The 22,330-nt window shown below is 74.1% G+C and carries 23 protein-coding genes; 14 read left to right on the top strand and 9 right to left on the bottom strand.

Annotation, left to right across the window (positions count from 1 at the left end; all coding sequences use genetic code 11):
* Positions 1-243 precede the first annotated feature (243 nt).
* Together ACZ3TI_RS28655 and ACZ3TI_RS28660 are read left to right on the top strand one after the other, a co-directional pair.
* Complete coding sequence (locus ACZ3TI_RS28655) at positions 244-1,170, top strand: GNAT family N-acetyltransferase (protein ID WP_465731130.1); 927 nt, start codon at positions 244-246, stop codon at positions 1,168-1,170.
* On the top strand, positions 1,167-1,988 hold the full coding sequence (locus tag ACZ3TI_RS28660; protein ID WP_465731132.1) for a lysophospholipid acyltransferase family protein: 822 nt from the start codon (positions 1,167-1,169) through the stop codon (positions 1,986-1,988). Before ACZ3TI_RS28655 ends, ACZ3TI_RS28660 begins: the two co-directional genes overlap by 4 nt.
* Positions 1,989-2,014: 26 nt before the next feature.
* Here ACZ3TI_RS28660 and ACZ3TI_RS28665 read toward each other — a convergent pair whose 3' ends face one another.
* On the bottom strand, positions 2,015-3,628 hold the full coding sequence (locus ACZ3TI_RS28665; RefSeq protein ID WP_465731134.1) for an MFS transporter: 1,614 nt from the start codon (positions 3,626-3,628) through the stop codon (positions 2,015-2,017).
* Positions 3,629-3,842: 214 nt separating this feature from the next.
* Here ACZ3TI_RS28665 and ACZ3TI_RS28670 point away from each other — a divergent pair, with 214 nt between their 5' ends.
* The 5 genes from ACZ3TI_RS28670 to ACZ3TI_RS28690 all read left to right on the top strand — a co-directional run bounded on the left by ACZ3TI_RS28670 (position 3,843) and on the right by ACZ3TI_RS28690 (position 8,139).
* The gene (locus ACZ3TI_RS28670; protein ID WP_465731136.1) at positions 3,843-4,553 is read left to right on the top strand and encodes a TetR/AcrR family transcriptional regulator C-terminal domain-containing protein; all 711 of its coding nucleotides are present in this window, start codon (positions 3,843-3,845) and stop codon (positions 4,551-4,553) included.
* Between the two features lie 96 nt (positions 4,554-4,649).
* Positions 4,650-5,603 (top strand): prolyl aminopeptidase, encoded by a 954-nt coding sequence (pip, locus tag ACZ3TI_RS28675; protein WP_465731138.1) that lies wholly within the window; start codon positions 4,650-4,652, stop codon positions 5,601-5,603.
* A gap of 97 nt (positions 5,604-5,700) precedes the next feature.
* Complete coding sequence (locus ACZ3TI_RS28680) at positions 5,701-6,699, top strand: YdcF family protein (protein WP_465731140.1); 999 nt, start codon at positions 5,701-5,703, stop codon at positions 6,697-6,699.
* 264 nt (positions 6,700-6,963) lie between these two features.
* Positions 6,964-7,527, top strand: a complete 564-nt coding sequence (locus ACZ3TI_RS28685; RefSeq protein WP_465731142.1) for a CE1 family esterase — start codon at positions 6,964-6,966, stop codon at positions 7,525-7,527.
* A gap of 27 nt (positions 7,528-7,554) precedes the next feature.
* Complete coding sequence (locus ACZ3TI_RS28690) at positions 7,555-8,139, top strand: hypothetical protein (protein ID WP_465731144.1); 585 nt, start codon at positions 7,555-7,557, stop codon at positions 8,137-8,139.
* Between the two features lie 38 nt (positions 8,140-8,177).
* Here ACZ3TI_RS28690 and mca read toward each other — a convergent pair whose 3' ends face one another.
* Together mca and ACZ3TI_RS28700 are read right to left on the bottom strand one after the other, a co-directional pair.
* Positions 8,178-9,122 (bottom strand): mycothiol conjugate amidase Mca, encoded by a 945-nt coding sequence (mca, locus tag ACZ3TI_RS28695; protein ID WP_465731146.1) that lies wholly within the window; start codon positions 9,120-9,122, stop codon positions 8,178-8,180.
* Between the two features lie 46 nt (positions 9,123-9,168).
* Entirely contained in the window at positions 9,169-10,533 is a 1,365-nt protein-coding gene (locus ACZ3TI_RS28700) for an MDR family MFS transporter (RefSeq protein ID WP_465731148.1), read from the bottom strand.
* 302 nt (positions 10,534-10,835) lie between these two features.
* Here ACZ3TI_RS28700 and ACZ3TI_RS28705 point away from each other — a divergent pair, with 302 nt between their 5' ends.
* From ACZ3TI_RS28705 to murQ, 3 genes are all read left to right on the top strand, one after another.
* Complete coding sequence (locus ACZ3TI_RS28705) at positions 10,836-11,498, top strand: TetR/AcrR family transcriptional regulator (protein ID WP_465731150.1); 663 nt, start codon at positions 10,836-10,838, stop codon at positions 11,496-11,498.
* 87 nt (positions 11,499-11,585) lie between these two features.
* Positions 11,586-12,266, top strand: coding sequence for a DUF6445 family protein (locus ACZ3TI_RS28710; protein ID WP_465731153.1), 681 nt, complete (start codon positions 11,586-11,588; stop codon positions 12,264-12,266).
* 131 nt (positions 12,267-12,397) lie between these two features.
* Positions 12,398-13,375, top strand: a complete 978-nt coding sequence (gene murQ, locus ACZ3TI_RS28715) for an N-acetylmuramic acid 6-phosphate etherase (RefSeq protein WP_465731154.1) — start codon at positions 12,398-12,400, stop codon at positions 13,373-13,375.
* Between the two features lie 59 nt (positions 13,376-13,434).
* On the opposite strand, the gene ACZ3TI_RS28720 is transcribed toward murQ, so the two are convergent.
* A complete protein-coding gene (locus ACZ3TI_RS28720; RefSeq protein WP_465731156.1) occupies positions 13,435-14,445 on the bottom strand; it encodes a HEAT repeat domain-containing protein in 1,011 nt (336 codons plus the stop codon).
* A gap of 3 nt (positions 14,446-14,448) precedes the next feature.
* Positions 14,449-15,120, bottom strand: coding sequence for a HEAT repeat domain-containing protein (locus ACZ3TI_RS28725; protein WP_465731211.1), 672 nt, complete (start codon positions 15,118-15,120; stop codon positions 14,449-14,451).
* A 156-nt stretch (positions 15,121-15,276) separates the two neighbouring features.
* Here ACZ3TI_RS28725 and zapE point away from each other — a divergent pair, with 156 nt between their 5' ends.
* The gene (gene zapE, locus ACZ3TI_RS28730) at positions 15,277-16,365 is read left to right on the top strand and encodes a cell division protein ZapE (RefSeq protein WP_465731158.1); all 1,089 of its coding nucleotides are present in this window, start codon (positions 15,277-15,279) and stop codon (positions 16,363-16,365) included.
* Positions 16,366-16,447: 82 nt separating this feature from the next.
* Here zapE and ACZ3TI_RS28735 read toward each other — a convergent pair whose 3' ends face one another.
* Positions 16,448-16,960, bottom strand: a complete 513-nt coding sequence (locus ACZ3TI_RS28735; RefSeq protein ID WP_465731160.1) for an isochorismatase family protein — start codon at positions 16,958-16,960, stop codon at positions 16,448-16,450.
* On the bottom strand, positions 16,947-17,465 hold the full coding sequence (locus ACZ3TI_RS28740) for a TetR/AcrR family transcriptional regulator C-terminal domain-containing protein (RefSeq protein ID WP_465731163.1): 519 nt from the start codon (positions 17,463-17,465) through the stop codon (positions 16,947-16,949). Before ACZ3TI_RS28740 ends, ACZ3TI_RS28735 begins: the two co-directional genes overlap by 14 nt.
* A gap of 68 nt (positions 17,466-17,533) precedes the next feature.
* Between ACZ3TI_RS28740 and ACZ3TI_RS28745 the strand changes: the two genes are divergently transcribed.
* Positions 17,534-17,869, top strand: a complete 336-nt coding sequence (locus tag ACZ3TI_RS28745) for a hypothetical protein (RefSeq protein ID WP_465731165.1) — start codon at positions 17,534-17,536, stop codon at positions 17,867-17,869.
* A gap of 37 nt (positions 17,870-17,906) precedes the next feature.
* Here the strand turns inward: ACZ3TI_RS28745 and ACZ3TI_RS28750 are convergent, their stop codons facing one another.
* On the bottom strand, positions 17,907-19,430 hold the full coding sequence (locus tag ACZ3TI_RS28750) for a glutamate synthase subunit beta (RefSeq protein WP_465731167.1): 1,524 nt from the start codon (positions 19,428-19,430) through the stop codon (positions 17,907-17,909).
* A gap of 178 nt (positions 19,431-19,608) precedes the next feature.
* On the opposite strand from ACZ3TI_RS28750, the gene ACZ3TI_RS28755 reads away from it, so the two are divergent.
* Together ACZ3TI_RS28755 and ACZ3TI_RS28760 are read left to right on the top strand one after the other, a co-directional pair.
* Positions 19,609-20,289, top strand: coding sequence for a response regulator transcription factor (locus tag ACZ3TI_RS28755; RefSeq protein ID WP_465731169.1), 681 nt, complete (start codon positions 19,609-19,611; stop codon positions 20,287-20,289).
* Positions 20,286-21,677 (top strand): sensor histidine kinase, encoded by a 1,392-nt coding sequence (locus ACZ3TI_RS28760; protein WP_465731171.1) that lies wholly within the window; start codon positions 20,286-20,288, stop codon positions 21,675-21,677. Before ACZ3TI_RS28755 ends, ACZ3TI_RS28760 begins: the two co-directional genes overlap by 4 nt.
* A 217-nt stretch (positions 21,678-21,894) precedes the next feature.
* Here ACZ3TI_RS28760 and ACZ3TI_RS28765 read toward each other — a convergent pair whose 3' ends face one another.
* Positions 21,895-22,215, bottom strand: a complete 321-nt coding sequence (locus ACZ3TI_RS28765) for a hypothetical protein (RefSeq protein ID WP_465731173.1) — start codon at positions 22,213-22,215, stop codon at positions 21,895-21,897.
* Between the last annotated feature and the right edge of the window lie 115 nt (positions 22,216-22,330).

Below are 22,330 nucleotides of genomic sequence, written 5' to 3' on the forward strand. Positions count from 1 at the left end.
CGTACGCCCCTGTTGTCCACCCCCTGCGAACGAGCGCCGGGTGCCCGGGAGATGACCGGCAGGCCACGGGTGGTCCCATTCAACAGGTGCACATCTGCGCTCCGCCGTGCCGCAACGTGGATGCCAACCGACTCGGAGAGAAGTACCGGGACCGGTTCGCGTCCATGCCCGACCACCTGCGGACCGGGACGGTGCCCTGGCGATCCACGGCACCGCCGCTCGTGCTGCCCTGGAGGGTCCGCCATGACCACCTTCCCCACGTACGCTCCGTCCGCAGTCGCCCCCACCCATGACGCCCCGGCGGTCCCCGCCCCTCGCCACCGCCCCGCGCCGGCCTCCGTCCCCGCGCCGGCCCCCGCCCCCGCGCCCGCATCCGTCCCGGCCCCCGCCTACACCGTTTCCCTCGCCCGTGACGAGGACGACGTGCGCGCCGCCCAGCGGCTGCGCCACCAGGTGTTCGCCGCCGAGCTCGGTGCCGTCCTGCACAGCCCGGTCGCGGGCCTGGACGTCGACCCCTTCGACAAGTACTGCGACCACCTCCTGGTCCGCGAGGGCGAGCACGGCACCGTCATCGGCACCTACCGGCTGCTGCGCCCCGAGGCGGCCCGCCGGGCCGGACGGCTGTACTCCGAGGGCGAGTTCGACCTGTCCGCCCTCGTGCCCGTCCGCCCCGGCCTGGTCGAACTCGGGCGCTCCTGCATCCACCCGGACCACCGGGGCAACGGCGCCGTCATCAACCTGATGTGGGGCGGCATCGCCCGCTACCTCGCCGACACCGGCAACACGTGGGTGGGCGGCTGCTGCTCCATCGGCCTCGAGGACGGCGGCGCGACCGCGGCCCGGGTCTGGGACACCGTCAGCGCCAAGTACCTGGCCCCCGCCGAGTACCGGGTCGCCCCGCACCGCCGCTGGGACGCCACCGGCGTACCGCGCGCCGAGCGCGGCGCGCTGCCGGCCCTGCTCCGCGGCTACCTACGGCTCGGTGCCTGGGTCTGCGGCGAGCCCGCGTACGACCCGGACTTCGGCTGCGCCGACCTGTACGTGCTGCTGTCGCTGGAGCGCACCGACCCGCGCTACCTCCGGCACTTCCTCGCCGGGCTGCCCGGCCTCGGCACCGCGTCCGCACCGGCCTCCCCGGCCGCCGCGTCCGCCGCGTCCGCCGCGTCATGAGCGTCTGGCTGCCCACGGCGACCTGCCGGCCCGAGACCTGCCTGGCCGAACCGGCGCCGGAGGTCTCCCACCCCCGCCGGGTCCTGCGGCTGACGGCCTGCCTGGCGGCGGTCGTGGCCGGCGTCGTGCTCAGCCTGCCGGTCCGGCTGCTCCCGTACGGCGGCCGGGACCGGCTGATCCGGCTCTGGGCACGCGTACTGCTGCGCACCCTCGGGGTGACCGTCCACCTCACCGGGCCCGGCGGCGGGACCGTCGGTACGGGCGGCGGGGTGCTCGTGGTGGCCAACCACGTCTCGTGGCTGGACATCCCACTGCTCGCGGCCGGACGGCCGGGCCGGTCGCTGGCCAAGACCGAGGTCCGGCAGTGGCCGGTGCTCGGTCGGCTGGTCGCCTGGGGCGGCACCGTCTTCCTGGACCGCGACCGGCTGCGGTCGCTGCCGGACACCGTGGCGGCGGTGGCCGAGGAGCTGCGCTCCGGGCACCCGGTGATCGTCTTCCCGGAGGGCTCGACCTGGTGCGGGCGGGAGAGCGGGCGGTTCCGCCCCGCGCTGTTCCAGGCCGCGGTGGAGGCGGGCGCCTTCGTCCAGCCGGTGACGATCCGCTACCGGCTGGCGGACGGGCGGCCGACCAGCGCCCCCGCCTTCATCGGGGACGACGGGCTGCTCACCTCGCTCGCCCGGGTGGTCGCGGCACGCGGGCTGGTCGCCGACGTGACGTTCCTGCCGCCGATCCCGCCGCCCGCCGCGCAGCCCACCCGGGCGGGCGCGCGGCGCGAACTGGCCCGCGCCGCGCAGGCGGCGATCGAGGGCACCCGCTGACCGGAGGCCACGGCGACGACGGCCGGTCAGGCTCGGTGGGCCTCGGCCGACTCCGTCGGGTGCGGCTCCGCCGGGTGCGGCTCCTTCGGGTGCGACTGCGGCTGCCGCGAGCCGTCGGCACCGGCCGGGGCGACGGGTCGGGCCCGGCCGAGCAGGACGGCGACCAGGACGGCCGTGACGGCGAGCGCCGCCGCGCCGCAGAGCACGGCGAGGTGGATGCCGTCGATGAACGCACCGTCCACCGCGTCCCGGACCGGACCGGGCAGGGCCGCTGCCGCCGCTCCGCCACCGCCGCGCAGCCCGCCGGTGGGCGCCTCCGCGATCGGGCCGACCGCCTCCGGTGGGACGCCGAGCCGGTGCAGGGCGTCCGTCAGGGAGTCGGTCAGCCGGTTGGTCAGGACGGCGCCCAGCACGGCGATCCCGAGGACACCGCCGAGCTCGCGCAGTGTGTTGACGGTCGCCGAGGCCATCCCGGTCTGCTCCGGGGGCACCCGCATCATCACCGCGATCGACACCGGGGTGAAGGTCAGCCCCATCCCGAGGCCCATCGCGAACAGCGTCCACAGGTACTCGGGGTAGCGGGCGTGGTCCCCGTACAGCGCCAGCCCGCCGAGGCCCGCCGCGCACAGCGCGAGGCCGAGCACCAGCGGCGGCCGCGGACCGTACCGGGCGGTCAGTCGGCCGGACAGCGGCGCCGCGACCACCAGCATCGCGGTCATCGGCAGCCCGGCGTAGCCCGCGGCAGCCGGGGACCACCCGAGGGTGCCCTGCATCATCAGCGGCAGGAAGAACAGCGCACCGAACATCCCGAAGCTGACCATGAAGCCGCTGAGCAGCGCACCGCCCAACGCCCCGTCGCGGAACAGCCGCAGCTCCAGCATCGGCTCGGCGAGGCGCAGTTCGAGCACCAGGAAGGCGAGCAGCAGGACGACGGCCGCAGCGCCGCCGCCGAGCACCCGGGCCTCGGTCCACCCCCGGGACGGGCCCTCGATCAGCGTGTGGACCAGCAGCGCGAGCCCGGTGGCAGACAGGGCGAGGCCGCCGAGGTCGATCCGGCGCGGGCGCGGCGGGATGTCCGGGAGGACGCGCACGGCGAGCAGCAGCCCGGCGGCGCCGATCGGCACGTTGATCCAGAACACGCTGGCCCAGCCGAGGTGTTCGACCATCGGGCCGCCGACCACCGGGCCGACCGAGAGGCCGAGCGCGGACACCCCGGACCAGGTGGCGATCGCCTTGGTCCGCTCGCGTTCGTCGGTGAAGACGTGCCGCAGCAGGGCGAGGCTTCCGGGGGTGAGCAGCGCGGCCCCGACGCCCTGGAGCATCCGGGCGCCGACCAGGACGCCGAGCGTCCCGGCGAGGGCGGCGACGGCGGAGCCCACCGTGAACAGGGCGAGCCCGAGCCGGAACACCCGGGTGCGGCCGAGACGGTCGCCGAGCGCGCCGCCGGTGAGCACGAGGGCGGCGTAGACCAGGCTGTAGCCCTCGGCGACCCACTGCAGGCCGCTGATCCCGGCGTCCAGATCCTGCCCGATGCGGGGCAGGGCGTTGTTGACGATGACGTTGTCCAGCATGGACATGAACATGGTGACGCAGAGCGTGAGCAGTGCGAGCCGTTGGCGGCGGGCGCTCGACCCGTCCATGGATCCCTCCCGAGAATGACACCTAACACTGTTAGGGATTGGTTCGGTAGCCACAGAGTGCCCCTAACGGTGTTAGATTGCAAGCGGGTATCCCACGGCGCCGCGAACAAGATCCACCGACGGGATCCACGCACGGCGCCCGCTCACGACGCCCGCTCACGACGCGCCCGCTCACGACGCCCGCCGACGACACGCTGGAGGCATCCGCACCGCCATGCCGGAGAACGACACGACCCCGCCGGGGGACGACACCGGAACACCCGCTCCGACGCCCGCCGTGACCAGGGAGGCCCTCGCCCAGGCAGCGCTGCGGGTGCTGGAACGGGACGGCCTCGCCGGACTCTCGATGCGCAAGGTCGCCGCCGAAGTCGGCGTCAAAGCGGCCTCGCTGTACTGGCACGTCCGCAACAAGGAGGAACTGCTCGACCTGCTCAACGACGCGATCATGGCGTCGGCCGAGCCGCCGCCTCGCGAGGGCGGCTGGCGTGTGCAGCTCCGCGGCTACTGCTGGCGCTACCGCCGACTCCTGCACGACAACCGCGACGCCGCGAAAGTCGTCGCCGGTCGCCTCGCCCCGGGACCGCACCTGTTCGGACTGCTGGAGGACCAGCTGGACCGCCTGCGGGAGGCCGGTTTCTCCGATACCCACGCCGCCCTGACCACCTACCTGCTGAGCTCCTTCGTCCAGGGCTTCGTCCTGCAGGAACAGTCACCGATGTCAGCCGCCGAGGCCGACGGCGCCAGCCGGCTCGACGTGGTCACCGCGGTCCGCGACCGCTTCCGCGCCCTGCCCGTCGAGACCTTCCCCAACCTGGTCGAGCTGGCCGGCGACCTCACCGAACCCGACCTCGACGTCCGCTTCGAGTTCTGCGTCGAGCGCATCCTCGACGGCCTCGCCGCCCTGCTCCCGCCGGACCGCCGCTGACCCGCTCACCAGGCCCTCTGATCCGCTCACCACGCCCTCACCGGCGGCGGGGTAGGCTCGCCAGGATCTGTTCGTACGACCACGGAGGAGCCACCCGTGACCGAGCTGTACCCGCTCTACGAGCCGTTCGCGCAGGGCTTGTTGGACGTCGGCGACGGGCAGCGGATGTACTGGAACGCCTCCGGCGACCCGGCGGGCACGCCGGCCGTGGTGGTGCACGGCGGGCCTGGGTCCGGCCACAGTCCGGGCGCCCGGCGGTACTTCGACCCGAAGCGCTACCATCTCGTCCAGTTCGACCAGCGCGGGTGCGGGCGGAGCGAGCCGCACGCCGCGGACGCGTCGACCGGGCTGGAGTACAACACCACCGGGCACCTGATCGCCGACATGGAACGGCTGCGCGAGCACCTCGGCATCGACAAGTGGCTGCTGTACGGCGGCTCGTGGGGCTCCACGCTGATCCTCGCGTACGCCCAGGCCCACCCCGAGCGGGTCTCCGCGATCGTGATCTGCGGCGTCACCATGACCCGCCCCGAGGAAACCGACTGGCTCTACCGGGGCGTCGGCCGCTTCCTGCCGGGCCCCTGGCAGGAGTTCCGGGACTTCCTGCCGGCCGCCGACCGGGACGGCAACCTGGTCGCCGCCTACAGCAGGCTGCTCAACAGCGCTGACGAGACCGTCCGGCGGGCCGCCGCCAACGCCTGGGCCACCTGGGAGGATGCGGTCATCTCGCACGAGTCACTGGGCAAGCCGAACGCCTACACCGACCGTCCCTCCGACGCCCTGATGGCCTTCACCCGGATCACCGCGCACTACTTCTCGCACAACGTCTTCCTCGAGGACGGCCAACTGCTGCGCGACGCCGGGCGGCTGGCCGGGATCCCGGGCGAGCTGATCCACGGGCGGCTGGACCTCGGCGGGCCGCTCTACACCGCCTGGCAACTGGCCGAGGCGTGGCCGGACTCCCGGCTGACCGTCATCGACGAGTCCGGGCACACCGGGAGCCCCCGGATGCGGGACGCCGTCCTGGCCGCGATCGAGCGCTTCGCCTGACCACCCGGGCTCCGCGAGGGCGGGCGGGCTCCGCGCGGGCGGGCGGCTGTCGTTCGTCACAAGTGCGCCATTCCAATGAACCCATACGATACGACTCATGATCGCCTATGCCCCAGCCGCCCTGTTCTTCCTGTTGTTCGGAGTCGGGGTACTGCGCGACCGCCGTCAGTTCAGCAATGCCGTCCTCCTCGGCATCGCCGTCTCCTTCCTCTCCCTCGCCCTGCTCGCCGAGCTCCGCAAGGCGCCCACCCTGGTGGTGGAGCTCGTGGCGGCGGCGATCGTCCTGCTCCCGGCCGTCGGCACGGTGGCCCTGGTCTGGTTCCTGATCTCCAACGGCATCACCATGATCCGCAAGGAGGGCACCCGGCCCGCGAACCTGCTGTCACTGCTCGCCGGGCTGGGCATCGTCGCCGTCATCGCGCTGCTGGGCGCCGCCCTCGTCACCGGCTCCCGGCAGCTGGCCATCCTGGCGGGCACCGCCGTGCTGGTGGTCCTCTACGTCTCCTTCCTGTTCGTCTGCTTCGTCGGCTACGCCTTCCTGCACAGCCGCCACCGGCCGCGCCGGAACGTGGACTTCGTGGTCGTGCTCGGCTCCGGACTGATCGGCGGCGAGCGCGTCCCGCCGCTGCTGGCCAGCCGGCTGAACCGGGGCCGCGAGGCGCACGAGAAGCAGGCCGCGCGCGGCAACCCGCCGGTGCTGATCACCTCGGGCGGCCAGGGTCCGGACGAGAAGCTGCCCGAGTCCCACGCGATGGCCGACTACCTGGTCGAACGCGGCTTCCCGGCCGAGCACATCGAACGGGAGGACCGCTCGCGCACCACCGAGGAGAACCTGCTCTTCAGCAAGGCCATCATGGAGCAGGCCAAGCCCGACTACCGCTGCGTCGTGGTCACCAACAACTTCCACGCCTTCCGGGCGGCGCTCCTCGCCCGCAAGACCGGTGTCAACGGGCACGTCCTCGGCTCGCCCACCGCCCGGTACTACTGGCCGAGCGCGACCATCCGCGAGTTCGCGGCGGTGTTCCTCTCGCACAAGCTCGTCAACTTCGGGATCTGCGGATTCCTCGCGCTCTGCGGGGTGCTCGCGGCGCTCTGAGCAGACCGACCCATCGGGTTCGGCGGGGCGGGGTCCCGGTCGCCGAGGCGGCCGGGGCCCGGCCGTTCCACCGGACCGCTCCGCGGATCGGTCAGGCCGCGGGGCGGGGCGACCACGGCGGGTCGAAGCACGGTGGGCCGAACCATGGCGGTGCGCGCCATGCCCGGGCGGCGGACCTCGGGTGACCGCCACATGGCTTCGGGGTGCGCAGCGCGCCACGCTGCACGGGATCCGCCCCCGCTCCTCCCCCACCCAGGAGTCCCCATGCCCCTGCGCCCCGTCGCCGCCGCACTGTTGACGGCCGCCGCCCTCACGGTCGCCACCGCCGCACCCGTCCCGGCCACGGCCGCCCCCTCGACCATGAGTGCCGCGACCGCCCCGACCACCGCCCCCGCGGGCGGGACGTTCCAGCAGGTCACCGGCTTCGGCCCCAATCCGGGCAACCTCGCGATGTACACCTACACCCCCGCCGGACTGCCCGGCGGCGCACCCCTGGTGGTCGCACTGCACGGCTGCCTGCAGAGTGCCACCGACTACTACCGCAACTCCGGCTGGACCAAGTTCGCCGACCAGTACGGCTTCGCGGTCGTGTTCCCGCAGCCCAGCAGCACCAACAACAGCCTCTCCTGCTTCAGCTGGTTCGACGCGAGCAGGGACGCCCGGGGTGTCGGCGAGGCGGAGTCGGTGGTCGAGATGGTCGCCAAGGCCGGGGCCCTGTACGGCTCGGACGCCCGTCGCGGTCTCCCGGTGACGCGGGTGAAGGTGGCGTCCGGCGCACCGCGCACGCTGGAGGCCTTCCTCCACGAGCACCTGCACCACTTCCGCTGACCACTCGACCCCCACGCTCCACCCGGGATGGGCCACGGACTGGCCGTCCACCCGGGCTCCGGGGCCGACCAGTGCGGGGCCACCGGCGCCTACTTCCTCGACACGATCTGCTCCGGTTACTACACCGCACAGTTCTGGGGTCTGGACGGCGGCACCGGCCCCACCTCCCCCGGCCTGCCCGCCCCGGTCGGGCTGACCGCGACCCCGACCGGGGCGGGCTCGATCGCCCTCGGCTGGCAGGCCGTCAGCGGTGCGGCCTCGTACCTCGTCCACCGCGACGGCAGCCAGGTCGGCAGCGCCACCGGCCCGTCGTTCACCGACACCGGGCTGACCGCCGGAACGACGTACGGCTACACCGTGGCCGCGGTCGACGCGGCGGGCGTGGTGGGCGCCCGATCGGCGGTGGTCACGGCGACCACCTCCGGTGGCACTTCCCAGTGCTTCACCGCAAGCAACTACGACCAGGTCCTGGCCGGGCGCGCCACCCAGAGCGGCGGCCTGACCTACGCACTCGGCTCGGGCCAGAGCATGGGGCTCTGGAACACCTTCGTCACCCACACCCTGAAGCGGACCGGCCCGGGCTATTACGTGCTCGCCGACGGCCAGTGCTGAACGGGCAACAGCCGGCACCGCGGTCTGCGGCTTGAGGCTCATCCGGTGCCCTCCTCCGCCCGGAGCCCGGCGAACAGGTCGGTCTCGACGCCCGCCCCGACCGGGACGCCCGCCCCGACCGCCCCACCGGCCACGGCCACGGGCACCGGAACGGCCACGGGTACCAGGCTCCGGGCCAGGTGGTAGTCCTCCGTCGGCCAGACCTCCCGCTCGATGTCCCGCGGGTGGGCCATGAAGGCGACACCCGGTGCGACCTGGGTGGCGTGGGCCAGCATCGCCGCGTCCCGTACGGCGAACTGCTCGGCGCACGCTATCCGGGTGGTGGTGGCCAGGGCGGGCGGGGTGTCGGGCCACTCGGCGAGCAACTCGCCCATGGCCGACGGGACACCACGCTCCGTCATGGCGTCGTGCAAGGTCTGGAACCAGGCCCGGGAGAGCGCCGTGTGGTAGTAGAGCTTGGAGGCCTGCCAGGGCTCACCCGCCTCGGGGTGGCGCCCCGGGTCGGCGGCGGCCTCGAGGGCTTCCACGGCGACCCGGTGGGTCATCACATGGTCCGGGTGCGGGTACCCGCCGGTCTCGTCGTAGGTGATCACCACGTGTGGGCGGAACTCCCGGATCAGCGCGACCAGCGGCACCGCCGCGTGCTCGACCGGCTGGGCGGCGAAGCAGCCCTCCGGCAGCGGCTCGTCCGGGCCCGGCATGCCGGAGTCGACGAAGCCGAGGAACTCCTGGCGCACCCCGAGGATCTCGCGGGCGGCCGCCATCTCCTCGCGCCGGATCCGGGCGATGTCGGCCCGGACCTCGGGACGGTCCAGTGCCGGGTTGAGCACCGAGCCGCGCTCCCCGCCGGTGCAGGTGGCGACCAGGACGTCCACACCTTCGGCGGCGTACCGGGCGAGGGTGGCCGCGCCCTTGCTGGACTCGTCGTCGGGGTGGGCGTGCACGGTGAGCAGGCGCAGGCCTGCGGGCTTCTTGGTGACCATGGGCACCTCCGTGATCAGGGTTCCTACGTCAAGAGTTGACTGCCAGTCAGGCAGCGTCCTTGCGGGTGTTCGGGTAGAGCCAGGCCGGCGCGATCGCCAGCGCGGACAGCGCCAGCACCCACCAGAACGTCTCCCCGAAGGCCGCGCCCGGCACGTCCGGGTGACCGTGCTGGGCCTGTTGGAGGGCCAGCGTCAGCACCGCCGTGCCGAGCGCACCGCCGACCCGGTTCAGTACGTTGACCGCTCCGGCCGCCGCGGGCACCTGGGCCTTCTCGACGCTCCCGTACACCGCCGCCAGGCCGGGGATCGCGATGATCCCCATGCCCGCGCCGCGCAACGCCAGCGAGCCGGCGATCAGCCAGGGGGCCGGCTCCGAGCCACTCCCCAGCCGGGTGAAGGCGAGCGTGCCGACCAGGGAGCAGGCGATGCCGATCAGGACCAGCGGACGCGGTGCGATGCGGTCGGTTATTCGGGCCGCCAGCATCGCGGTGACCGCCGTGCCGAGGGCCTGCGGCGCCAGCAGCAGGCCCGCCTCCACCGCCCCGGCGTGCTTCACCTGCTGGTAGTAGAGCGGCACCAGGAACATCGAGCTGTAGAGCGCGGCGCCCTGCAGGAAGCTGTTCGCCGTCGCCACGGTGAAGCCGCGTCGGGCGAACAGCCGCAGGTCGATCAGCGGCGTCCGAGCGTTGCGGCGCCCCACGCGCAGCGCGTACCAGCTGTAGGCCGCGACCAGGGCCGTACCCGCCACCAGCGCGGCCCAGCCGACCGTTCCGCCGTCACCGATCGTCGAGAGCCCGTAGACCAGCCCGGTCAGACCGGGCGAGAGCAGCATCAGGCCGGTCACGTCCAGCCCGGGCCGCAGCGAATCCGACGCTTCGTCAGTCGGCAGCCAGCGGGCGGCCAGTAGCAGGATCAGCAGCCCGACGGGCACGTTCAGCAGGAACATCCAGCGCCAGTCGAGGTGCTCCAGCACCAGCCCGCCGAGGATCGGCCCGAGGACCGGCGCCAGGCTGATGGGGAGCATCAGGGTGCCCATCACCCGCCCGATCCTGGACGGCCCCGCCGCTTGTATGATGATCGCCTGGCCGAGCGGCTGAATCATCCCGCCTCCGATCCCCTGCAGCACCCGGAAGGCGATCAGGCTGCCCGTCGACCAGGCCAAGCCGCACAGCGCCGAACCGAGCACGAACAGCACGACCGAGGCGAGCCACGCCCGCCGGGCCCCGAAGCGGCCCGCGGCCCAGCCCGAGAGCGGCATGGTCAGCGAGATCGCCAGCAGGTAGCCCGTGGCCACCCACTGCACCGCCCCGATCGAGCTGTGCAGATCGCGACCGATGGAGTCAATGCCGACATTGACGATCGTGCTGTCCAGCAGCGCGAGCACCGGACCCAGGGCGAGTACCGCGCCCATCTTCCACAGGCCCGGCGGAATCGAGTCCGCCGGATTCGACCCCGGTGGATGCGAATCCCCCGGATTCGACCCCGGCGCCCCCTCCCGGACTGCCCCGCGCCGGCCCTTCTCGGTGACGGATTCGGTCATGCGCCCTCCCCTGGATCGCCCTGGAGCGAGCCGTCCCCGAGCCCGGCGAGGGCCCTTCCGGCGGTCACTCCGGCGGCCGTTCCGACCGCCCGAGAAGAACTTAGGACGGACCCACCGATTAGGTCAAACCTAATTCCTGTGCTCGACCCAGCGAACTGCGCTAGGCTCCCGCCATGACCGAGACAGAGACCGAGACCGGGCCCCCGACACCGAACCTCCGCGAGCGGAACAAGCGCCGCACCCGCGAGGCGATCTCGCACGCCGCGACGAGGCTCTTCATCGAGCAGGGCTTCGACCGGACGACCATCGCCGAGGTCGCGGCCGCCGCGGGCGTCGCCAAGATGACCGTCACCAACCACTTCCCGCGCAAGGAGGACCTCTTCTTCGACCTGCACGAGGAGATGGCCGGCCGGCTCGCCCGGACCGTCGCCGGGCGCGCGCCGGGCGAGTCCGCCCTCGCCGCGCTGCGCCGCGACTGCCTCGTCGGGATCGACCGGCACGATCCCCGGTTCGGCTTCTCGGGCCCGGCCTTCGCCCGCACGGTCTTCGACAGCCCGGCGCTGGTCGCCCGGCTGCGCGAGGTGCACGAGCAGAGCGAGAGCGCCCTCGCCGAGGCGCTGGCCGAGGCCGTCCACGAGAGACCCGTCGGCTTCGAGAGCCGCGTCGCCGCCGCACTGCTCGCCGCCGTCGACCGGGCGGTGTTCGCCGAGGTCCTCCGCCGCACCCTGGCCGACGAGGACCACGCCACGATCGCCGCCGCGGTTCGGCCCTCCGCCGTCCACGCCTTCGACCGACTGGAGGGTGCGCTGGGCGGCTTCGCGGTCCGGGAGGCCTGACGATCCCGCAAAGATCGGAACGCCGTTGACGAAAGGTTGACCTGCTCACGGCAGAAGCTTGACGATCACCGCCTCTATCGTCGGCCCATGCCCTCACAGCCCGCCAGGCCCACCACACTGCCGGTCCTGCCGTACCGCAAGCCCACCCGCGGCCGGGACTACTGGGTCCTGAACGATGTCCTGCCCGACCCGGACGCCGTCCGCGAGCGCTGCCTGGCCCGCGACGAGTGGACGGAGGGCTACCCGCACCGCCCCGAGACCTGGCCCGGTCTGCGCACCATGCCGGGCCTGGAGCCCGAAGAGCTGGCCCGGGTCGAGGCCCAGGTCCGCAAGGCCACCGGGGCGTCCCGGCTCTGGGTGCAGAGCACCCCGGGCGGCGGCACGCTCAACCACAACTGCGTCCAGGTCGTCGGCGCCGGCGAGTCGGAGTCCCGCCCGCACACCGACTCCCGCGCGCTCTGCCGCTACGCCGCCGTGCTGTACCTCAGCCCGGGCGCACCCAAGGACGCCGGCACCAGCTTCTACCGCCAGCAGTTCCCCGGCGGCCGCCTCGGCGGCAACCTGGTCGAGGCCCCGCACAACAACCTGGTCGAAGCGCTCGGCACCCGCCGCGTGCCCGCCGACCACTTCGTCGAGGACGTCCGCGTCCCCAACCGCTACAACCAACTGCTGCTCTACCACGCCAACCTGATCCACAGCGCCACCGGCTACTACGGCAACCAGCTCGCTGAGCGCCGGATGACGGCGGTGTTCTTCTGGATGGCCTGACCACGTGACGCCCGGCGGGCCGGTGACGCAGCCCAGCCGACCCCACCGGGCCCGCCACGCGGCTCGGACAGCCCCGACCTGCGCCGGGCTCGCCGGGATTCGGCCACCGCGCACCCGGGGACGCTCACGCCATGGACCACGACCCCCCGGCCACCCCCCGCCCGAACCACCACAATCGGAACCCCCGCCCGAACCGGCCCACCCTGCCGCCCGACGTGCCGCCCACCGAGACGATCCGCCCCGAGTGGGCCGCGATCGACGAGCTGCCCACCACCGAGCTGCTCCGCCTGATGAACGCCGAGGACCGCACCGTCCCCACCGCCGTCGCCGGGCAGTTGGACCGGATCGCCGCCGTGGTGGACGCGGTGGCCGCCCGGATGGCGCGCGGCGGGCGCCTGGTCTACGCCGGAGCGGGAACGCCCGGCCGGCTCGGGGTGCTGGACGCCGCCGAGTGCCCGCCGACCTTCGGCATCGAGCCGGCCCAGGTCGTGGGCCTGATCGCAGGCGGCCGGACGGCCGTGACGGAGGCCGCCGAGGGCGCCGAGGACCGCCCCGACCTCGCCGAGTCGGACGTGGCCGCGCTCGCCCTCACCCCCGCCGACACCCTGGTCGGCGTCTCCGCCTCCGGCCGCACCCCGTACGCGGTGGCAGCCGTACGGGCCGCGCGGGCCGCCGGCGCGCTGACCGTCGCCCTGGCGTGCAACCGCGGTTCGTCGCTGGCAGCCGCCGCCGAGCTGGCCGTCGAGGTGGAGGTGGGCCCCGAGGTACTGGCCGGCTCGACCCGGCTCAAGGCGGGCACCGCACAGAAGCTGGTGCTCAACATGCTGTCGACGGCCGTGATGGTCCGTCTCGGCCGAACGTACGGAAATCTGATGGTCGATGTCCGGGCCACCAACACCAAGCTGCGCGAACGCGCCCACCGGATCGTCGCCGAGGCCACCGGTGCCGACGAGGAGGCCATCCACCGTGCCCTCGGCTCCACCGGCGGACGGGCGAAGGACGCGATCCTGCTCCTGCTCGCCGACGTGGACGCGCCCACCGCCACCCGTCTCCTCACCGCCGCGAACGGCCACCTGCGCGAAGCCCTGAGGGCCGCCCGCAGCAGCTGACCCCAGCCCGGTCGGTCCTCCTCGTCGTCCTGGCCGCCGGCCTGACCGTCATTCGGGCCCTAACGCGCCTCGCGCAGCTTGAGGACGTAGGCCGCGGTCAGCGCCACCGCGCGGTCCTCGTCCTGCGCCAGCTCCACAAGGGCACCTGACGCCGTGCTCCCCGGGACGTCGGCGAGCGCCTGGGCCAACCACCGACGCGCGGACGATCCCGGGGCGTCGCGGGCGAGGCAGTCGACGATCCCGCTGGCGACCCGGTCCGCCAATGCGGGGTCACTCGCCAACACACCGAGCGCATCGGCCGCGTCGGCGCCCTTCCGCTCCTCGACGACCATGTCGATGAGCGTCGGCACCGCGTCGGCGACTCCGCGTGTCCCGAGCGCCAGCGCCGCGAAGTCGCGGACCACCGGGTCGGGGTTGGCGAGGGCGTCCCGCAAGAGTGCGGTCGCCGCACCGTTCGGGAACTCGGCGAGGGACTGGACGGCGCGTTTCCGCACCTCGGCCGCGGGTGAGTCGAGGCCCTTCGCCAGCAGTGCCGGCGCATCCTCCCCCGATCCCGATTGCACCAGGGCCCAACGGAGAGCTCCGGCGACGACCGGGTCCGACTCGTCCAGCACCGCCTCGGCCAGTGCCTCCACCGGCACGGCGACGTCCTCGACCGCGGCCAGGGCGCTGCGCTGCCGCGCCTTCGCGCTCTTCGACTCCAACCCCTGGAGCAGCGAGACGGCCCGGAGGACCTCCTCCCAGCCCGCGGGCTCCGCGGCACCGATCCGGCGGAGTCGTGTGAGCAGCTCGGTCTCCGCCGCGATGCGGTCCAGCGTCTGCCGGATGAGGTCGTCGACGAGCTCCGAGGGCGCGAAACCGGGATCGTCGAGCGCGCGCCCGACGTCACTCAACGACAGCCCCAGGGACCGCAGGCTCTCGATGTGGAAGATCCGCCGGATGTTCTCGTCGGAGTACTCCCGGTAGCCGGAGTCGGTGCGACCCGACGGCCGCACCAGGCCGAGCGACTCGTAGTGCCTCAGCATGCGGGCACTGACCCCGGACCGCCGTGCGACATCGCCGATCAACACTGCCTACCGCCCCTCCTGGCCGCCCCCGCCCAGGGCCACGACGCGCTTCGCCTCCTCGATCGCGAACTCGAATCCGGCATCCGGGTCGCGCCACAGCCGTTCGGTGGCGATGGCGTGGGCGCGCACGCGGGGGTCGGGATGCGCCGTCGCGGCGCCCAGGGCCGGCAGCATCATCTCCCCGAGCGCGATCAGCGCCCGACTGAGGCTCAGCTGCGTCTCGCGTTCGCCGCGCCCGAGCTGCGTCGCCAACACTACGGCCAGCTCGCGCTCCTCACCTTCGGGCACCAGCACGACCGCTGCCCGCCAGGCGCTCCGGGCCACCTCCTCGTCGGCATCGGCCAGCAGCGCCGGTGTGATCGCGGGCCACGCCTGCCGGTCCCCGATCTTGGACAGCGTGTGCAGCGCCTGGCTCCGTGCCTGCGCACGCTGCGAGCGGACCTCGTCCAGCAGGGCCGGGACCGTCACCGCTGCCGGGTGGCGGGTGAGCGCCCACGTCAGCATCTCCCGCACGTAGAACTCGGGCTCGACCGCGCACCGCTCGATCAGCCTGTCGACGAAACCCCGGTCCGGCGTCGTGCCGATGGCCAGTGCGGCCTGCAGCCGGACCGACGAGTCGCCGCTCTCCAGCGCCCGAAGCGCCCGCATCGTGTGCGTGTCCGCTGTCCTCATGGTCATGGTGACCACCTCCTCGGCCACAGTGAAGACCTTGTCACTGTGTCAAGGTCAAGCGGAATCCTCCCGAGGGGCAGCCGCGGGCGTCCTCGGCCCACCGCCCGACAGCGCACAGGCGGCCGTCGAAGCACTTCTGAGCTCCTGTTAGGGTTCGCGGACGTGACGGACCGGGCGACGAAGCAGTACGAGACGATGCTGGCGCACTTCCGGCAGGCCGCCGAGCAGCGGGGTTTCGCCGTGGACCCGGCGCAACGGCCCGCGGTGGAGCGGTTGTCGCGGCTCGCCGGGGAGCTCGCCCGCGCCGGGCTGTTCGTTCGCCGCCCGCCGCGCCACGTCTATCTGTGGGGCCCGGTCGGCCGGGGCAAGAGCTGGCTGGTGGACACCTTCCTGGACGGCCTGGCCACCCCGCGCAAGCGGCGGCTGCACTTCCACGACTTCTTCCGCCGACTGCACGAGGGCGTCGCCCTGCACACCGCCGACCCGCGCCGGGACGCCAACGGTGAGCGGGTGGCGGCGGTCGACCGGGCCGTGGACGAGCTGCTCGGCGACTGCCGGGTACTGGTCTTCGACGAGTTCCACGCCCACGACGCCGGGGACGCGATGCTGGTGGCCCGGCTCTTCCGGACGCTGCTGGACCGGCGGATCACCCTGGTCACCACGTCCAACTACCCGCCTGCAGGGCTGATGCCGAACCCGCTGTACCACCACCTGTTCGAGCCGACGATCCGGCTGATCGAGGAGCGGATGGACGTGGTGGAGATCGCGGGCCCGGTGGACTTCCGCCGGGAGGGGCGGACGGCGGACGGCGCCCCGCAGCGCTTCGCGCAGGGCGCGCGGCTGCGGACCGGCGACGAGCGGGGCCTTCGTGCGCTCGGACTCACCCCGCCGGCCGTGGGGGAGGCGGAGGAGGTGGTGGTGCACGGCCGCCCGCTGCGAGCGGTGGCGGTCCGCGACGCCGAGGTGTGGTTCGGTTTCGCCGAGCTGTGCGAGGGGCTGTCCTCGGCGGCCGACCAGCTGGCGCTCACCGAGCGTTTCCCCACCCTGGTGCTCACCGACGTACCGGCGCTCGCCGACGCGACCCCGGACGGGCGTCGGCGGTTCGCGGACCTGGTGGACGTCTGCTGCGACCGGGACGTCCGGCTGGTGCTGATCGGCGCAGACCCCATCGACGGGCCGACCACCGACGAGAGCCTGTTCCGCGACCTGGACCGGACCGCCAGCCGGATCGCCCTGCTCAGGTCCGCCTGACGGACCGGGGCTCGCCGGCCGCGGCCTGCCCGGCAGGGCCCGCCGGGCAGGCAGGCGGGCCCGCCTGACCGGCGCACAGGCCCTACCCCAGCCGCAGGTCCACCGCGGCCACGACCTCGCCGAGGCGCGGGAAGTCCAGCTCCACCGACGCCCGGTGCTCCTCCGCGGTGAGCCCGGTCATCGCGTCCTCGACGAAGACCAGGTCGTAGCCGTGGTCGGCGGCCGCGCGGGCGCTCGACTCCACGCCGAGGTTGGTGGCGATCCCGGCGAACACCAGGGTTTCGACGCCCCGCGCCCGGAGCAGCTCGTGCAGGCCGGTGCCCCGGAAGGCGCCGATGGTGCGCTTGACCACCACCTCGTCGGCCACCGCCGCGACCTCCGCGAGCAGGTCGCTCCCGGGCGGCTGCTCGGCGACGTTCGGCCGCTCGACCCGCACGGCGACGACCGGGGCACCGGCGGCGCGGAAGGACCGGGCGAGCTCCAGCGAGGTCGCCACCACCTGCGAACCGGCGTGCGGCGCGAGCGGGTTGGCGACGATGCGGTCCATCAGGTCGATCAGGATCAGGGCCGTACTGCGGGGATCAAGCGTCGTCATGGCGCCAACCTAGCCCATCGGCCGACCCACCCGACTCCGCCGCTTCCCGGGCGATCTCGGCCCGGAACCCCTCGATCATCACGCGCAGCCCGTACTCGAAGTCGGCGTCGTGGTCGGTCATCCGCAGCACGTCGGCCGCCTCGCGCAGCAGCGGCAGCTCGCGCAGCGCGTCGTCCGGGAACGGCGGCCGCTCGCGGTCCGCGGCGTCCTGCCGCCAGGCCTGTTCCTCGGTGACCCAGCCCATGATGTAGCGGTCGACGGTCAGCAGCAGCCGCAGCGCCGTGCGCGGGCGCAGACCGGACTGGCAGAGGGCGCCCAACTGCGCCTCGACCGCCGGGAGTTCCTCCTCGGTGGGCAGGGTTCCGGCGTGCACCCGGGCGCCGTCGCGGTAGGCGAGCAGGGCGTGCCGCTTGGCACGGGCGTCGGCGGCGATCCACTCGGGCCAGTGCTCCGGGTCCGGCTCGCGGCCGGGCGGGAGGGCCTCGGCGACCATCGCCTCGGCCATCAGGTCGAGCAGTTCCCGCTTGCCAGTCCATTCCGGACGAACTCCGAGGCCGCGCAGCCGGGTTGGAGATGCTGATCGGCTCCGCCGGCCCCGCCCTGGGCGACCTGCGGGCCGGCGGCCTCGCCGCCGGCCAGGGCATCCGGGCCGCGCTGCGCACCGGCGGTCTGCTCTGCTTCGGCAGCGCCGCCGTCCTGTCCGCCGCCATACCGGCACTCTGGCGCTACGACCAGCGCGCGCACCAGACCACACCAGCCGCCGAACCCCCAACGAGCCTGCCACCGCGCCGACGACCGACCCAACGACCGCGCTGTCAGCCGACCCAGCCCCGGAGCCCATCCCATGACGCACCGCCGACACCCCACCCCCGCACACCGCGCCCGACCGCATCCGCCGCCGCCTCCTGACGTGCATGCACCCGCCCGACCCCGATCAGGAGGGCCCTCACAGCGTGAGCGCCCGCGTCGACGCCCTGATCGGCGACGGGAGTTCGGTCCGGCCTTGCAGGTAACAGTCCACCGCCGCGGCCGCCGCACGTCCCTCGGCGATCGCCCAGACGATGAGCGACTGTCCGCGTCCGGCATCGCCCGCGACGAACACGCCCGCCGTCCCCGAGGCGAAGCCGTCGTCCCTGGCCAGGGTGCCCTCCGGCCCGGTCGCGAGGCCGAGTTGGGCGTACAGCCGCTGGTCCGGCTCCGGCCCGGTGAAGCCCAGCGCGAGCAGCGCCAGCTGCGCCGGCAGGCTCCGCTCGGTGCCGAGCCTCGGGCTGCGGTCGGCGGGCTCGGCCTCGGCGAAGCGGACGGCGGCGAGCCGCCCGTCCGGGCCCGGCTCGAAGCCCACGGTGACCGCCGCGAACACCCGGGGCCCGGCCGCGGCGGCGCCGGACTCCTCGTGCGAGGTGGTCTCCCGGTACACCTTGGGGTGGACGGGCCAGGGCTGCCCGGCCGCCCGGCGCTCCGGTGGGCGCGGGTTGATGTCCAGCTGGGTGACCGAGGCAGCCCGCTGGCGCAGCGCGGTCCCCAGGCAGTCGGCCGCGGTGTCCCCTCCGCCGACGATCACCACGTGGCGGCCCTCGGCGGAGACCGGCGAGGCCGGGCAGTCGCCCTCGTCCACCCGGTTCGCCCAGGTCAGGTAGTCCATCGCCTGGTGCACCCCGGGCAGTTCGTCCCCGGGCACCGGCAGCTCCCTGCAGGCGGTCGCGCCCACCGCGACCACCAGCGCGTCGTACCCGGCCCGCAGCTCCTCGCCCGACACGTCCCGGCCGACCCACACCCCGGTACGGAAGACGGTGCCCTCGGCCCGCAGCTGGTCGAGCCTCCGCTCCAGCCGGTGCTTCTCCAGCCGGAACGGCGGGATCCCGTACCGCAGCAGCCCGCCCGGGCGGTCGGCCCGCTCGTACACCGTGGTGGCGTGCCCGGCCCGGGTCAGCTGCTGGGCGGCAGCCAGCCCGGCCGGACCGGACCCGATCACCGCAACCCGCCGCCCGCCACCCCGCCCGGCCCCGTCTCCCCGCTCGAACCCGTCGCCGTAACCCCACCCACCGTCCCGCTCCGCCGGCCGGGGCCCGTCCCAGCCCTCCTCCCAGGCCCGGTCGGCGATCGCCAGCTCCACGTTCTTGATGGTCACCGCGTCCCCGTCGATCGCCAGCACGCAGGCGCTCTCGCAGGGTGCCGGGCAGAGCCGACCGGTGAACTCGGGGAAGTTGTTCGTCGCCAGCAGTCGGGCGGCCGCCGCCCGCCAGTCCGCCTCCGCCACCAGCCGGTTCCAGTCCGGGATCAGGTTCCCCAACGGGCAGGCGCTGTGGCAGAACGGCAGTCCGCAGTCCATGCACCGCCCCGCCTGCCCGCCCACCACCGGCAGCAGCTCCCCCGGCCGGTACACCTCCCGCCGGTCCCCCAGCCGCTCTCGCGCGTCCCGCCGCGCCCGCTCCACGCGCGGGGTGGTGAGGAAGGCCATCCGGTCTGCCATCGTGGCCTCCGGCAGGGCGTGCCGACACTGACCCGGCGGCCCACCGGGCGGGCGCGCCACCGTGTGGCCACGGTACGCCCACGAAGCAGCACGCGAAAGTCACGGCCGGACGTACCCGCCCGACCATCCCTCGGACCCCCCGGGAGCAGTCGTGAGCACGCCAGGGAGAATCTCCGTCATGACGCACACCGTGCTGGTCGCCGAGGACGACCGCGCCATCCGTGACTCGCTCGCCCGCGCACTGATGCTGAAGGGCTACCGGGTGCGGATAGCCGCGAACGGCACCCAGACCCTGGCCGTCCTAGCCGAACAGCGCCCGGACGTCCTGGTGCTCGACGTGATGATGCCCGAGCCGGACGGCCTGGAGGTCTGCCGCCGGCTGCGCGCCGCCGGCGACCGCACCCCGGTGCTGATGCTCACCGCCCGGGTCGAGGTCCCGGACCGGATCGCCGGCCTCGACGCCGGGGCCGACGACTACCTGGTCAAGCCCTTCGACGTGGACGAGCTCTTCGCCCGGCTGCGCGCCCTGCTGCGCCGCAACCAGCCCCTCCCGGAGGCCGAGGTCCTGAGCGTCGCCGACCTGCGGATCGAGCCGCCCGCCCGACGGGCCTGGCGGGCCGGGCAGGAGCTTGAGCTGTCCCGCACCGAGTTCGACCTGTTGGAGCTGCTCACCCGCAACGCCGGATCCGTCCTCGACCAGGCCACCCTGTACGAGCGGATCTGGGGCTACGACTTCGGCCCCGGCTCGAAGAACCTCGCCGTCTTCATCGGCTACCTGCGCCGCAAGCTCGACCGCCCCGGCCTGCCCTCGCTGATCCACACCGTCCGCGGCGTCGGTTACACGCTGCGCGAGCCGTGACCGGCCCGGTGCGACGGCGCCGCCCGCGCCTGCCGCGCCCGGGGCTGCACACCACCCTCTCGCTCGCCTTCGCCGCCATCGCCGCCCTGGTCGCGGTGCTGATCGGCGCCCTCGGCTACCACGGCGCCGCCCGGCTGATCCGGGACGACGAGGGCGCCGACTTCACCGCGGCCGTCGACTCCGTCCAGCGCCAGGTCGGACGGCAGATCCTCTTCCCGGGCGACTTCGCCGGTCCCGACGGCCTGAGCGACGACCTGCTGCGCCCGATCCGGGTGACCTCGCAGGCGCTCGACCCCGACGCCCGGGTCCTGCCCGGCACCGCCCGGCTCGACCTGCCGGCGACTCCGGCCGACCGCGAGCTCGCCCGCGCCGAGGAGCCCGGCCGTACCGCATCGGGGATGCGCCGACTGCACGGCGACACCCTCCGGGTGGGGGTGGTCTCGCTCGGCGGCCGCCGCGGCGCGGTCCAGATCATCCAGCAGGTCGGCCCGACCGAGCACCTGCTGGCCGCCCTGCGGATCCGCACCACGGCACTGGTGGCGGTGGTCACGCTGGTCGCGGGCGGGGCCGGCTGGCTGCTCGCCCGGTGGATATCCATCCGGCTGGTCCGGCTCACCGCGGCGGCCGAACTGGTCGCCGCCAGTGGCCGGTTGGACGTCCCGGTGCCCGCCGCCGGAACGGACGAGGTGGGTCGGCTCGGCCGGGCCTTCGACCGGATGCTGGTCCGGCTCGCCACTGCCAAGGAGAACCAGCGCCGACTCGTCCAGGACGCCGGGCACGAGCTGCGCACCCCGCTGACGAGCCTGCGCACCAACCTCTCCGTGCTCCCCGACATGGACCGGCTGCCGCCCGCGGAGCGCGAGGCGCTGATGTCCGATCTCGCCGATGAGGCACGGGAGTTGACCCAGCTGGTGGAGGAGCTGGTGGCGCTCGCCGCGGACCGCAGGGCGGACGAGCTGCCGACCGAGGTGGTCCTGGCCGAGGTGGTCCGCGGTGCGGTCACCCAGGCCCGGCGGCGCAGCGACCGGGCGATCCTGGTGGACGCCGACGACACCGTCGTCACCGCCCGCCCGGACGCGCTGGCCCGCGCGGTGGGCAATCTGCTGGACAATGCCGCCAAGTTCGACCCGGCCGGCGCGGGCCCGATCGAGGTGGTGGTGCGCGGCCCGCGGGTGGAGGTGCGCGACCGCGGTCCGGGCATCGACGCCTCCGACCTCCACCGGGTCTTCGACCGCTTCTACCGCGCCACCGCCGCCCGCAGCCTGCCCGGCTCGGGGCTGGGCCTGGCGATCGTGCACGAGGTGGCCCGCTCTCATGGCGGCACCGCCTTCGCCGCCAACCGGGAGGGCGGCGGCGCGGTGATCGGCTTCACGCTCGGCGGGTCCTGACGCCAGGCCCGGACGGACGCAGGACCCGCTGGACGTCAGTACCCGCCGGACCTCAGGCCCGGACGGACGCAGGACCCGCTGGACGTCAATACCCGCCGGACGCCAGGCCCGGACGGACGTCAGCAGCCCCAGCCCGAGCCAGTCGGCGTGGTACTTCACCCCGGCAGGACCACCGGGCCCCTCCCCGAACCCGGTCCCCGGCCGCAGCGGACCCGCGTCATCCCCACCACTGCTCGGGCACCGGCTCCGGCTCGGCCGGGACCGTCACCGGTTCGGCGGAACGCACCAGCAGGTCACCCGCCTCCGTCTCGGCGACCAGGTAGCCGCACTCGCGCAGTACGAGCGCGGCCGCGCCGCACAGCGCCGCGCGCGCCTCCCGGGTGGGTGGCCCGTCCGGCTCCGCGCCCGGCGTCCAGCCGACCACCACCCCCTCGGGGTGGTGGCCGATCCACAGCGGTGAGGGGCCCGGCGCGGTGTCGAACCCAGCGCGGGCCAGGGCCCCGGTGACGTCCTCGAAGAGTTCACGGTGATCCACCATTGGCGCAGCGTAGGCCGTCGACCGCGCGACCCCCGGCCGCGGCGCGCGCCGAACCGGTCCAGCGGCACCCGACCGCAGCATCGGCTGCCCGGCGGGCCGGACGGCGGCCAGCCGA

It is taken from the genome of Kitasatospora sp. NPDC023120 (assembly GCF_055560835.1).